Below are 14,533 nucleotides of genomic sequence, written 5' to 3' on the forward strand. Positions count from 1 at the left end.
TCCTTTTCTAACTTAAGCGTTCCCTTTGCTTTTAGCTATGATTGCCTCAGCCACGTTGCGAGGCACTTCTTCATAGTTGCTAAACTCCATTGAGAAGATGCCCCGACCTTGGGTCTTCGACCGGATGTCAGTGGCGTAGCCAAACATTTCTGCCAATGGGACTTTTGCAGTCACTTTGGCAAGACCCTGTTCAGATCCCATGCCCTCAATTTGCCCACGACGGGAATTGAGGTCGCCCATTACATCCCCAAGGAAGTTTTCAGGAACTTCTACCTCAACTTTCATCATAGGCTCTAACAGGACGGGTGCAGCTTTCAGCACTGCTTCCTTCATCGCCATTGAGCCAGCGATTTTGAAAGCCATTTCCGAAGAGTCTACATCGTGGTAAGACCCATCGACCAGCGTCGCTTTCACGTCAATCAGCGGATATCCAGCTAGAACACCCGATTCGCAGCTTTCTTTCATTCCCTGTTCTGCTGGTCCAATGTACTCTTTAGGTACAGTACCGCCAACAATCTTAGAGACGAATTCAAAGCCTGTGCCTGGTTGTCCTGGCTCCAAGTCGATCACAACGTGACCATACTGACCTTTACCACCGCTTTGGCGGATGAATTTACCTTCAACTCTGTTAACCGGCTTGCGAATTGTTTCGCGGTAAGCGACTTGCGGCGCACCGACGTTCGCTTCCACTTTGAATTCACGTAACATCCGGTCTACGAGAATTTCCAGGTGGAGTTCTCCCATGCCTGCAATCACGGTTTGATTGGTTTCCGGATCGACGTGAACGCGGAAGGTTGGGTCTTCTTCCGAGAGAGATTGTAGAGCCTTGGACAGTTTGTCCATGTCGTTCTTGGTTTTGGGTTCAACCGCCACCGAGATTACAGGCTCCGGAATGAACAGCGATTCCAGAATCACTGGTGAGCCTTCATCAGAAAGTGTGTCACCTGTCAAGGTGTCTTTCAATCCCAACGCGGCTCCCAAATCGCCTGCCCGCATTTCATCTACGTCAATCCGGTCATCTGCTTTCAAAATCACTAAACGAGAAATCCGTTCTTTCTTGTTCTTAGTGGCATTGAGGACGTAGCTGCCCTTTTTCAGAACACCGGAATAAACACGAACGAAGGTTAGACGACCGTAGGGATCAGCCATAATCTTGAAGGCAAGAGCCGAGAGGGGTTCGTTGTCGTCGGCGCGGCGCTCGACAGCGTCACCATTTGGCAGTGTACCTTGAATCGGCGGTACATCGATTGGTGCTGGTAGGTAATCCACTACCGCATCCAACAGCAGTTGTACACCTTTGTTTTTAAATGCTGATCCGCAAAGCACTGGCACAATACTACCTGTAATCGTACCTTTACGTAGAGCTGTGCGGATTTCGTCTTCGGTGAGTTCCACGCCCTCGAAGTACTTGGTCATCAGATCATCATTGGTTTCCGCTACCGCCTCAATCAGTTTGGTGCGGTACTCTTCTACCTGAGAGAGCATATCTTCGGGGATGCCGGTTTCTTGGATATCGGTTCCTTGGTCGTTGGTGTAGATGTATGCACTCATCTTCACCAGGTCAACAATACCCTTGAACTCGGTTTCACTGCCAATGGGCAACTGAATGGCTATGGCATTAGCCCGCAGGCGATCGCGCACTTGATCGAAAACTCTATAGAAGTTCGCGCCCGTGCGATCCATCTTGTTGACAAAAACGATGCGAGGTACTTTATAGCGATCTGCTTGACGCCACACCGTTTCTGTTTGTGGCTGCACACCGCCTACAGAACATAAAACTGTAATTACACCATCAAGTACCCGCATGGAACGTTCCACTTCAATCGTGAAGTCTACGTGTCCTGGAGTATCAATAATGTTAATTTGATGATTTTTCCAGCTGGTGCTAATTGCAGCAGCTGTGATGGTAATTCCCCGCTCCCGTTCCTGTTCCATCCAGTCGGTGACAGCGGTTCCTTCATGGACTTCACCAATCTTATGAATTATCCCAGAGTAAAATAATATTCTCTCTGTTGTCGTTGTTTTGCCCGCATCTATATGCGCCGCAATACCAATATTGCGTACTCTCTCTAGCGGGTTCGTACGTGCCACAGCTGCCTCCTATAGTTCTCGGCTCATGTATCTTGTATATTACACTTTGTTAAGATATTATATCTTTTACGGAAAACCGTCTTTTTCTAGTAAATACACGATATATCGCTCTTCAATCACGATATATCGGTTTACTACTTAGTAACGATAGTGAGCAAAGGCTTTGTTGGCTTCTGCCATCCGGTGCGTTTCTTCACGTTTGCGAATCGCGTTCCCGGTTTCGTTGGCAGCATCCATTAATTCATTTGCCAGCCTGTTTGCCATTGTACGACCTGGTCTTGATCTTGAAAACTGCACCAACCAACGCAGTGCTAGGGTTGTACCCCGTTCCGCACGCACTTCCATAGGCACTTGGTAGGTTGCTCCACCAACTCGACGAGCTTTGACTTCTACCAAAGGCGTGGCGTTACGCACAGCTCTTTCAAAAGTTTCCAACGGATCGCCACCAGTCCGTTCCTCAATTGTTTTCATAGCATCATAAACAATGCGTGCGGCTAGAGATTTTTTACCATGACGCATTATCCGCCTAACTATCATGCTGATAAGCCGACTGTTATATACCGAGTCAGGCGGAACCGGACGCTTTTGAATAACTCCACGACGAGACATACTTAACCTTTAGTTTTGAATTGGCAACGAGATTCTATGCTTTATGCTATCGAACACCAGAAGTTCTGAAAGGCAATTGCCCGTCATCAGACTTTCTTGGGTTGTTTTACTACAACTGCAGCTACCCTAACTGGCAAAAATTGCTGCCCTCAACTATTATGAGGCGACAAAATTATATACTGCGACTGACTCTATTTATCAAACTTCCTTCAGCAAGTACATAATTGCTGGGCGTATTGATTTGATAGAGTTTTGCGTACTTTGAGCTTTACATCGGCAGATACAGTTGGTCAATCTTGTTAGACTCTCTGTACCAGTTTCACGCCTAGTCTACCTGACCGACCGATGGGTATTACCAGAAAAATCCTATCGCGCTTTTATCCTGACTCTAAGCTAAGTTTTTAACAAATACACCTTGCTAGTAGAGCTGGACTTCCCGCTTAGGAAATTGATCTTAACTTGATTTGTGTCAATAGGCGCTTTTGAATAGCTGTGATCACTGTTTTTACAGAACCATAGGGAAAAGCGCTTTCATGAGAGTAAGGAATCAGAAAAATGCGATTAATCCTTACTTGATGCGATTAATCGCACCTGAGCTACTTTTTAGGACGTTTTGTTCCATATTTGGAACGACCTTGCTTGCGGTCTTTGACTCCGGCTGTATCTAAAGTTCCACGGATAATGTGGTATCTCACGCCTGGTAAGTCCTTGACCCGACCGCCGCGAATCATCACAACAGAGTGTTCTTGTAAGTTATGACCAATCCCTGGAATGTAAGCTGTGACTTCAAATCCAGAGGTCAATCTTACCCTTGCTACTTTGCGTAGAGCTGAGTTTGGCTTTTTCGGTGTGGTCGTGTATACCCTAGTACAAACACCCCGACGTTGGGGGCATTGCTTTAGAGCTGGGGACTTGGTTTTCTGACGCGCTTGTTCGCGTTCGTTACGTATGAGTTGCTGTATGGTTGGCATGAGTTACAGCGCGAGAAGCTGCCTATAGTCTAAGTTTTAACAAATCCTGATTATATCTTTTTTTATGCTTTTGTGTCAAACTTTTTGATCACTAGTCATTATTTACTGAAAAGGAGTTACCACATCCACAAGTCGCTTTTGCTTGGGGGTTGTGGAAGCGAAAACCACCGCCCATCAAATCCTCTGAATAATCCAAAGTTAACCCCTTGATATATTTTAAACTTTCAGCATCTATGACGACTTGAATACCTTGAGAGTCAAAAACGCGCTCACCTACCTGTACCGCTTGATCAAAAGACATATCATAATACCACCCGGAACAACCACCAGGCTTGACAGCCAAACGAAACAAGACATTTGGCTGCTGCTTTGATTTTAATCGCTCTATTTCAGTTGCGGCAGTTTTGCTCAATTGAATCATAAAAGTAGCAATACAATTGAAAAACCCATTTTATATTAGAAGCGCTTTTGTAACAGTTAACCAAAAATCTTAATAAACCTCGATAAATAGTTGAAAAAATAAAGCAGCCAAAAACCGGACACATGAGCTAAAAAACCCGGTTTCATCAACAAACCGGGTTTCACATAGAATAGCAGACTTTGCCTGAGTTTCATTTCCTGCCTAAGCTAGCAGGAATTTCCTCATCGGTATATTCAATTTTTCGCTCAAAACCCTGAAAGCAGTGTAGATGACTTTACGAATTTTGCTCGCCCTATGATTTCTTTTTATCTTCAACACGGGCGTAGTCGTCCTGGTAGCGGACAATATCATCTTCTCCTAAATATTCCCCATTTTGAACTTCAATCAACACCAAGGGAATCACGCCAGGATTCTCTAATCGATGAGCTGTACAATGCGGTACATAAGTTGACTGATTATTGCTCAGCAGGACTTCTTGATCACCACAAACAACCTTCGCTGTACCAGAGACGACAATCCAATGTTCACTACGGTGGTGATGCATTTGCAAGCTGAGGCGGTGTCCGGGCTTAACTTCAATGCGCTTGATTTTATATCCACGTCCTTCTTCTAAAACAGTAAATGAACCCCAAGGGCGAAGCTCAGTTGCAGCCACACCTCTGGGGGTGACTGCTGGCGGAAGGGGCAATGTGTTAGTCTGTGTTGCTTCTTGAAATTGAGCCATATTTACCTCATCTTGTGATACAACAAACCGTCAGTACTCTTTAACCATTGATGAAAAAACAAGGCACGAAGTTGCAATTGCGAAGATGAGCAATTCATACCACTTCTGCCAAACATAGCAAAATCAGGTAGTAGAGTGTCATTAATAATCCCTGAAATTACTGTGTCTACACCAAGTCTTTATCAAGTAATATGGCAACTTATTCTCAGCTTTAAAGTCAAGGATCATTGGTTACTTATGTATCTATGAATTGTCAGTTGTCAGTGGTTAGAGGTGAGTCGTCAAAAAGTCTCACTAACTACTTCCTGCAAAAGCCCTAGCGGCGGGGTTGTAAGAAAATACCAACTCCGTTGTGAACACGAGCAGCAGTATTAGGAGAACGGTCAAGGAGTTGCCCTCCTAAGTAAAGACTAGTAGAACTGCCACCATCCAAATTAAGAGCATTTACGCACCCTAAAAGCTGCATGAGTTGGGCGTGTTCTGCCAAGGTAGGTCCTGCACCGCCGGCGCGATTATGTACAGCCGCAATAATCAGATTTCCTGTTGTCGTTGTACAGATCCCACTGCGAACTGCCTTTTGGGCGATAAAGGCATCGCTAAATTTTTCGCCTTTGGCATCAAGGACAATTTGACGATTTTGCACAAGCAGTGGTCCTGCTCCCAGGATATGTGGGTAACGGCTAAAATCAGCAGGAGCAGTGGAACTGGTCATTTTTACAGAAGAGCCAATGGGTAAGCTAGAAGCACTGCTCGTAGCCTTACCGCGTAATGTTAGCAGGTAGCCATCTTGTGGTATTGGGACGCCAATTTCCCCAACTTTACCTCCTATTAACTGATTGATAACCTGGTTTTTCTCGACAACGAGAATGATTTCGTTGTCAGTTAGGGGAGTGTAGGTTGCTCCCCATGCAGGGGTGTAACGGGCAATACCACTCTGAACGTAGCCACTGTTAAGAGTCAGAATCGGTAACTGTAAATTATTGTTACCAATTAGAGTTTCTACCAGGTTGAGACGACCGATGTAAAATTGCCCAGAATCATTCCAGGCGATCGCTCCCCGGTTAAGAATGGGACCTGACAACCATTGACCATCCCGACGAATCGCACCCAGAGGTAATCGATTATTGCGGTTAAAATAACCACCATTAATTGCTGCAACGGCTGAATATTGTTGTGCCGTTTCAATCAAGGGAGCAGTGCCTACTAAGGTGTTTGTGCTTGTCCAAATCGGTTTCAGTTTTATCCCTGAGGCACGAGGATTCATTTCTAACCACACAACTGGAAAGCGTTGTTGACCTAAATTCACAAACTGTTGTCGCCATATCAACCCTGGTGCCCATGTAATATTTCTCTCCACCATCGCATCAGGTCGAATTTCAACAATCAAACGGTTGGGGTTAGCGACAGTGCTCACCCGAGGAGCTAAACCAAAAGGAACACTGAGGTAAATTATTGTTTGATTATTAACCACTTCCACCTGCTGTATGAGGGGTTTAGGCGTTGGTGGTGGAGATGAGGGAGATAGGGGAGATGGGGGAGTTAATTTATCTTCCCCTACTCCCCCTACGGGACTATAGCGTTCTAGCAACACTGGATCTGCTATTCCATCAAGCGTAATTGTCCACTCTCTATTTGGTAGAGAGGAAGAAACTGGGGGCGACAAGGGAAGCTGTGTTAGGGAATTCTCCTTGTCTCGTTGTCCCCTTATCCCTTTGTCCTCTAGTTGGGGTTGAAGTTTTCTTGCTGGTACCCCTTGTGTAATTTGCCAGGGAGTTGGGCGATCCAAATCTAGGATAATGCGATCGCCCACAGGTTGCTTATCCTGATAAATATTTGTGACTTTCGCCCTTGGTGTGGTAATCACTAACGTTTTACCATTAGCTTGCATCTGCCATTGGGCTATTTTTGCTATATTTGTAATATCTAGATACCGATATCCTGTTGTAAGTAAACTCGTTAAAACCAGTGGTTTAGTATTTGATGAAAACCACTGTATTGGTTGTGTCGTTGGATTGCTAGTATCTAATAAATCTACACCGAATAATTGTTTAAGTGCCCCGTCACTCAGATGAATACTTAACAAGCCTGTTTTTTGGCGTTGCTGCAACCAAGCCCCAGATAAGGTGTGACCATTGAGAGAAATTTCGGTACCATAAGAAATTACACCTAATAAAGCAGGAGCTGGACGTGAGTGTTGACCAAGAGGACGTGGAGACTGAGAAACCTGTTGATGCGGAGAATTCTCTGTGTCCCTGTGTCTGTATGTCCCCGTCGTGCCAGTCTCTAATGAAGAAGACTGTGCTTTTGCATCTATACAGGTAGCTGTTAAGCACAGTAGTGTCAAAAGTATGGGTGACACAAAAACCTTGACAAACCTGCTATTACCTCGATTGGTAATAGCACTGCGGTGTTGCTGTCGGCAAAAAGTTAGTATTTCTCCCATAATTCGCAATGTACTTCTAAAAATAATTCCTTAAGGCACTGAGTTACTAATTATCAGGTGTACGGTATAAATGTAGGGAAATTTCTAAATAGCTCAATAGATCCTATATCTCAAACCCGACACCCAGTTTCAACACACAAGCGTAGTGCGTAAGTTGTCAAAATCAGGAAATAATGACATGGGTTTTGATCGAGAACGGGATGTGATATTGTATATATGGGCTTTTTATCTTTATAAAACGACAAAAAATTTTCCAGTACAACTCTCAAAATTACGAGCGCTAAGTAACATGAGCGCTACTGAAATATGACACCAGTTTTCGTTGTCAGAATTGAAGTGATGAAATCTTCGCATGCTACCAAGAGAGTTGGTGTGCACGTAAAGTCATACTGGTAGCAACACTGACAATGATCAATCAATAAAAATTTAGAAAAAATTAAGGATATCTAGAATAGGAATTGTCAAATGGGTATATAGTGTAATACGCTGATTTTGTTGCCAAATCGGGATAATTTTAGATTTAAAACTAGTCAAGCCATATGTTTGAATTTTTTTCAGGTAAGCCGCGAAACGGTAGACCTGGAAAGTAGCGATGTTCAAGAACAGAGAATTGAGGAAATGGATACCGACTCGAATTATAGATAAACAACGGTCGGAGTAAAAGTAATTTCCTTAACTCAGTGTAAACACTAAAAATAACGAGACCATATTAACACGGGTAAAGCAAAAATTAAACCCGAAGTGAAATTTTTTTTTCCCTTATTTTCAGTTATTCTGTATTTCTCCATATTTTTGTATCTCCTGATTTAGCAAAATTTTCCTAACAAGAAGTAGCAAAAATCGTAACCAATACGTCAGGGATAGTCTATGAATAAAAAACGGATCAATCAAGAACAGCAAATGACATCATCAGATACTTCCTTAGGGTCTATCTATCCAGGACAAAGATGGCTCGTAGAAGAACGAGATGCATGTGGTGTGGGTTTTATTGCCCATCGCCAAAACTATGCTAGCCATGAAATAGTAGAAAAAGCTTTGGCTGCTTTGACCTGCTTGGAACACCGGGGCGGTTGTAGTGCAGATCAAGACTCTGGTGATGGGGCGGGAATATTGACCGCGATACCTTGGACGTTGTTCCAAGAGGATTTTGCTGGGCGCGGGAGACAACTTCCTAAGAGCGAAAACACTGCTGTGGGGATGATATTTTTACCACAAGATCCCGAAGCAGCGCAAAAGGCTCGTGCAACAGTTGAGCAAGTAGCAGAGTCGGAAAAATTGACTGTACTGGGTTGGCGAGTAGTGCCAGTGCAGCCTAAATTACTCGGGGTACAAGCAAGAGAAAATCAACCCCAAATTGAACAAATTTTTGTAGCGTCCGAAGAGAAAAGCGGCGATGAACTAGAACGGCATCTGTATATTACCCGCCGCCGAATTGGTCAAGCGCTCCGCAATTTCCTCAACTGCAACTGGTCTGAAGACTTTTACATCTGCTCGCTGTCCAGCCGCACAATTGTTTACAAAGGCATGGTGCGTTCAGCTGTCTTGGGAGACTTCTATGAGGATTTAAAAAATCCGGCATACAAGAGCGCCTTTGCTGTATACCATCGGCGGTTTAGTACCAATACCATGCCCAAATGGCCTTTAGCTCAACCAATGCGGCTTTTGGGTCACAACGGTGAAATCAACACCCTATTAGGTAACATCAACTGGATGATGGCACGAGAAGCCAGTTTGCATCATCCAATTTGGAAATCTCGCATTGATGAATTAAAACCGTTTGTTTACATTGACAACAGCGACTCAGCCACCTTAGACAATGTGTTGGAGTTGCTGGTGCGTTCTGGACGCAGCCCGCTGGAAGCGTTAATGATTATGGTTCCAGAGGCTTACCAAAATCAACCAGAATTGCGTAATTCCCCGGAGATAATTGATTTCTACGAATACTACAGCGGTTTACAAGAAGCCTGGGATGGACCAGCATTGTTGGTGTTCGGCGATGGACGCAAAGTTGGGGCAACACTAGACCGTAATGGCTTAAGACCTGCTCGTTACTGCATTACCAAGGATGACTACATTATTGTGGCTTCTGAAGCAGGAGTGGTGAACATAGACGAAGCCAACATCCTGGAAAAAGGCAGACTCGGACCAGGGCAAATGATTGCTGTGGATTTAGAAAGCCAAGAAGTGCTGAAGAATTGGGAGATTAAACAGCGCATTGCCAAACAGCAACCTTATGGGGAATGGTTGCGCCAGTACCGCCAAGAACTCAAGCAACTCGTGAGTGGTCAGTCAGCCGTCGTTAATGGTAATGGTGTCAAAGAGAATGGACATGGCAGCACTAACCAAAACGGACATTCCACCAAGGAAATTGACAGACAAGCCTTGCTGCGACAGCAAATTGGCTTTGGATATACCACAGAAGATGTGGAAATGGTGATTCAGCCAATGGCAATGGAAGGCAAAGAGCCGACTTTCTGCATGGGGGATGATATTCCTTTAGCAGTGCTGTCAGAGAAACCGCACTTGCTTTATGACTATTTCAAACAGCGCTTTGCGCAGGTGACGAATCCACCGATTGACCCCTTGAGAGAAAGTCTGGTGATGTCCTTGAAAGTAGAATTGGGTGAGCGGGGTAACTTACTCGATCCCAAGCCAGAATATGCCAAGAGACTGAAGCTAGATTCACCAGTGATCGATGAGGCAGAATTGGAAGCTATCAAGCTGTCGGGATTTGCCACAGCACAGTTATCAACTCTATTTGAAATAGCCTCAGGTCCAGAAGGATTGAAAGCAGCAGTTCAGTCTTTGCAAGCACAAGCCGCTGAATCGGTGAAGGCTGGAGCTAAAATACTGATTCTGAGCGATCGCGTAGATCATGGTATTGATACTGAGTACAGCTATATCCCTCCTCTGTTGGCGGTGGGTGCAGTACACCATCACTTGATCCGCGAAGGACTGCGGATGAAAACATCTTTGGTAGTTGAAACCGCTCAGTGCTGGAGTACTCATCACTTTGGGTGTCTCATTGGCTACGGTGCAGGTGCTGTTTGCCCTTACATGGCTTTGGATACCATACGTGATTGGTGGTTCGACCCGAAAACTCAACAGTTTATGGAACGGGGTAAAATCACTGCCATTAGCTTGGAGCAAGCTTTTGTCAACTATCGTAAGGCAGTAGAAGATGGTTTGCTCAAAATTCTCTCCAAGATGGGGATTTCCTTGCTCTCCAGCTACCAAGCAGCGCAAATCTTTGAGGCAATTGGTATTGGTCAGGATTTATTAGAACTGGGATTCTATGGCACAACTTCCCGCATAGGTGGTCTTAGCGTAGGCGAACTCGCTCAAGAGGTGCTGGCGATCCATAGTAAGGCTTTCCCAGACCTGACAACCAAGAAGCTACAAAACCTTGGGTTTGTCAACTACCGTCCGAATGGTGAGTACCACATGAACAGCCCAGAACTTGCAAAAGCGCTGCATAAAGCAGTGGATGGGCAGAAGTACGACCACTACGAAGTTTATAAGAAGCACCTGGAAAATAGACCGTTAACAGCATTGCGTGACTTGCTAGATTTCCAGAGCGATCGCTCACCTATTTCTATTGAAGAAGTTGAGTCAGTGAGTGAGATTGTCAAGCGCTTCTGTACAGGTGGAATGTCGCTGGGAGCATTATCACGAGAAGCCCACGAAACTTTGGCGATCGCGATGAACCGTCTTGGTGGTAGATCCAACTCTGGAGAAGGTGGTGAAGATCCAGTACGATACAAAGTCCTGGATGACGTAGACGAAACACGTCATTCGCCAACCCTACCGCACTTGAAAGGATTGCGGAACGGTGACACTGCTTCGAGTGCGATTAAACAAGTCGCATCAGGACGCTTTGGTGTGACGCCAGAGTACCTGATGAGCGCCAAACAAATTGAAATTAAAATCGCCCAAGGTGCAAAACCAGGAGAAGGTGGACAGCTCCCAGGACCAAAAGTTAGCCCCTACATTGCGATGTTGCGGCGTTCTAAACCCGGAGTGACACTGATTTCACCACCACCACACCACGATATTTATTCGATTGAAGACCTAGCACAGCTCATTTTTGACCTGCACCAAATTAACCCGAAAGCACAGGTGTCAGTGAAGTTGGTCGCAGAAATTGGTATCGGTACGATCGCCGCTGGTGTCGCGAAAGCTAACGCTGATATCATCCAGGTTTCTGGTCACGACGGCGGTACAGGAGCCTCACCATTAAGTTCAATTAAGCACGCTGGTTCTCCGTGGGAACTTGGATTGACAGAAGTGCATCGCGTGTTGATGGAAAATAGCCTGCGCGATCGCGTAATTTTGCGCGTAGATGGTGGCTTAAAGAGTGGTTGGGATGTCTTGATGGGCGCATTGATGGGCGCAGAAGAATTTGGCTTCGGTTCGATTGCCATGATTGCCGAAGGTTGTATAATGGCGCGGATCTGCCACACCAATAATTGCCCTGTAGGTGTCGCTTCCCAGAAAGAAGAACTGCGCAAGCGGTTTACCGGAATGCCAGAACACGTTGTTAACTTCTTCTACTTCATAGCTGAAGAAGTTCGTAGTCTTTTAGCAAGGCTTGGCTACCGTTCTTTGTCAGAAGTCGTTGGACGTGCCGATTTGTTGAAGGTTCGAGAAGACTCACATATCACAAAAACGCAAGCGCTCAACTTAGACTGTTTGGTACAGCTACCGGATACAAAAGAAAACCGCACTTGGTTGGTGCATGAAGAAGTTCATAGCAACGGCGTGGTTTTGGATGACCAATTGCTTGCCGATCCCGACATTCAAGCTGCCATTCGCAACCAGTCTTCTGTGAGCAAAACAGTAGCAGTTGTCAACACCGACAGAACTATTGGCACACGTTTAGCAGGGGCGATCGCATCCCAATATGGCGACAATAGTTTTGAAGGACAAATTAACCTCAACTTCCAAGGAAGCGTTGGGCAAAGCTTTGGTGCTTTCAACCTTCCTGGTATGTTTCTCACCTTGGAAGGAGAAGCAAATGACTACGTAGGCAAAGGTATGCACGGTGGTGAAATCATCATCAAACCGCCTACAAATGCCACTTATAACCCTGCACAAAACGTGATTATTGGCAATACCTGCCTCTACGGTGCTACTGGTGGCGTTTTGTTTGCTCAAGGCTTAGCTGGAGAACGTTTTGCTGTACGTAACTCCAAGGGTACGGCAGTGATTGAGGGAGCAGGGGATCACTGCTGTGAGTACATGACTGGTGGTATCATTGTCGTCCTTGGAAAAGTCGGACGTAACGTAGCCGCCGGGATGACTGGTGGGCTTGCCTACTTCTTGGATGAAGACGGTATGTTCCCTGAGTTAGTCAACCGGGAAATTGTCAAACTCCAACGAGTCATAACCTCATCTGGTGAGAAGCAACTGCAAGAGTTAATTAAAGCTCATGCTGAACGCACCGATTCACAAAAGGCGAAGATGATTCTAGAAAATTGGCAGGAATTCTTGCCCAAGTTCTGGCAATTGGTTCCGCCTTCTGAAGCTAATAGTCCAGAAGCCAATCCTCAAGCTGTGGAAGAAAAACAGCTTGTTAGTTATTAACAAATGGAGGCGTAAGTCCCTACCTATAAACAGATTCCCGGCTTCTTAAAGAAGTCGGGAATTTTCTTGTTCAAGAATGATTTAGGATTGCTATATCAATAGTCTCGATATTATATTATAATAATTAACTATTAATAACTAATAACTATTGGTTCTTGCTCTTCTTAGCTGCCGCCAAGTGTAGTTCTTGGTCTTCTATTTGTAAGAGTTCTGGTACAGTGACAAAACGATAGCCTTGCTTTCTAAAGTAGTTGATGATTTGTGGTAAAGCCTCAACCGTGTGGGAACGATTGCCGCCTCCATCATGCATGAGAACGATACCACCAGGTTTTGACTGTTTAGTCACGTTACGGATTAACTTTGGCACAGCGGGACGACTGTAGTCTACCGAGTCAGCAGACCACAGGACAATCGCGTAGTTTTTGTTTCTAGCGTACTCAGCCACGCCATTGTGCATGATCCCCCCAGGTGGACGGAACAGAGTTGTTTTAACACCTGTAGTTTCATAAATAAGGTTTGATGTACTGTCAATTTCAAAGGCAGCTGCTTGTGGATTAAAGTAGTGATACCAATGATGCCAAGTATGGTTGCCAAGGACATGACCTTCAAGGGCAATTCGCTTCCCTAATTCTGGATAAGTCTTCAGCATCTGTCCGACAACGAAGAATGTAGCCTTTATATTATTTTTTTTCAGAATATCTAGTATTTGTCCGGTAGACTCAGCCCAAGGACCATCATCGAAGGTGAGTGCAATAACTTTTTCCCCTTTGGTCAGTTTTGCATTCGCGATAACTGCACCTTGAAAGCGCGATGGTACAGCATTGGACAGCCCCTTTACATTGGCTTCTTGCTGCCAACTTGTCAGCATCGCCGCCTTAAATTTTTCAATGCGCTGTTGAGTTCCTACTTTGGCTGCTGTATCCTTGACATTTGTAGCTTGTTTTGTCTGAGCTTTTGAAGCATTTGGGTTTACAGGCATGACCAAACCAACGCTTAAACTAGCACAAAAGGCAACTAGGGCAATCAGTATTCCATGCGACCAAACATACGACTTATTCGTTTCCACGTCAAAGCTCCTTAAGGTGGAATCATGAGTGATGTGCCTAACAGTGCGCTTCAGCACATTTTCTCTAGATATTAATTACCTAGGTGGTTTCTCGTAATCCTGAAGATTTAAAGACAGATTAACAGAAATATAAGAATTAAGCTGATAAATGATACAGGTTTAAATGAAACCAAGGCTATCTAGCTTTAAACTAACATATCTAGTAATAGTTATAAATATGATAAATCTAGGCATAAACAATGTTTTAAGTTGTTGAATTTGAAGTATGAGTTGCATAGATGACATTGTATATTCTACTGCTAAAAGTTATTTATGCTTGAAAAAAAAATGTTAAATCTTTAACTGAGTGTTTGTTACCCTTAGCCCTTTACTGAGTAGTAGACGGTAACAAGCTTAATAGAGTTTCTGATTGTCAAAAGTAACTTTTTCTTAAACGCAGAGTTTACCGAGAAGAATGGCTTCCTCAGTATAATTAAGCCGATATTTATGTAACATTTTTTCAGATGCTGAGATTACAGCTATGGAAGTTATGAGTTATTTTGAATGATTTACTGGCTTTCGTCTTAAAGGCTTAACCACAAATTTCTTTACGGTTATTACTTTATTCTTATTCCAATCCCGA

Annotated in this window: 8 protein-coding genes; 1 reads left to right on the forward strand and 7 read right to left on the reverse strand. The window is 44.5% G+C overall.

Going from position 1 to position 14,533, the window contains the following annotated elements; genetic code table 11:
- Positions 1 to 12: 12 nt before the first annotated feature.
- The 6 genes from fusA to AACT52_RS22865 form a co-directional block, all read right to left on the reverse strand.
- Positions 13 to 2,091, reverse strand: a complete 2,079-nt coding sequence (fusA, locus tag AACT52_RS22840; protein ID WP_073627207.1) for an elongation factor G — start codon at positions 2,089 to 2,091, stop codon at positions 13 to 15.
- A gap of 138 nt (positions 2,092 to 2,229) precedes the next feature.
- Positions 2,230 to 2,700, reverse strand: a complete 471-nt coding sequence (gene rpsG / locus AACT52_RS22845; protein ID WP_073627209.1) for a 30S ribosomal protein S7 — start codon at positions 2,698 to 2,700, stop codon at positions 2,230 to 2,232.
- Between the two features lie 596 nt (positions 2,701 to 3,296).
- Complete coding sequence (gene rpsL, locus AACT52_RS22850; protein ID WP_073627211.1) at positions 3,297 to 3,671, reverse strand: 30S ribosomal protein S12; 375 nt, start codon at positions 3,669 to 3,671, stop codon at positions 3,297 to 3,299.
- Positions 3,672 to 3,762: 91 nt separating this feature from the next.
- A complete protein-coding gene (locus AACT52_RS22855; protein WP_073627213.1) occupies positions 3,763 to 4,092 on the reverse strand; it encodes a HesB/IscA family protein in 330 nt (109 codons plus the stop codon).
- 292 nt (positions 4,093 to 4,384) lie between these two features.
- The gene (locus AACT52_RS22860) at positions 4,385 to 4,816 is read right to left on the reverse strand and encodes a phosphomannose isomerase type II C-terminal cupin domain (RefSeq protein ID WP_073627215.1); all 432 of its coding nucleotides are present in this window, start codon (positions 4,814 to 4,816) and stop codon (positions 4,385 to 4,387) included.
- A gap of 316 nt (positions 4,817 to 5,132) precedes the next feature.
- A complete protein-coding gene (locus AACT52_RS22865) occupies positions 5,133 to 7,259 on the reverse strand; it encodes a phosphodiester glycosidase family protein (protein ID WP_073627217.1) in 2,127 nt (708 codons plus the stop codon).
- A gap of 867 nt (positions 7,260 to 8,126) precedes the next feature.
- Between AACT52_RS22865 and AACT52_RS22870 the strand changes: the two genes are divergently transcribed.
- Positions 8,127 to 12,845, forward strand: coding sequence for a glutamate synthase-related protein (locus AACT52_RS22870; protein WP_073627219.1), 4,719 nt, complete (start codon positions 8,127 to 8,129; stop codon positions 12,843 to 12,845).
- A gap of 145 nt (positions 12,846 to 12,990) precedes the next feature.
- Here the strand turns inward: AACT52_RS22870 and AACT52_RS22875 are convergent, their stop codons facing one another.
- Positions 12,991 to 13,911, reverse strand: coding sequence for a polysaccharide deacetylase family protein (locus AACT52_RS22875; RefSeq protein ID WP_073627221.1), 921 nt, complete (start codon positions 13,909 to 13,911; stop codon positions 12,991 to 12,993).
- Positions 13,912 to 14,533 lie beyond the last annotated feature (622 nt).

The sequence above is a fragment of the Scytonema sp. HK-05 genome (assembly GCF_963872035.1).
Taxonomy (GTDB): Bacteria; Cyanobacteriota; Cyanobacteriia; order Cyanobacteriales; family Nostocaceae; genus Kalymmatonema.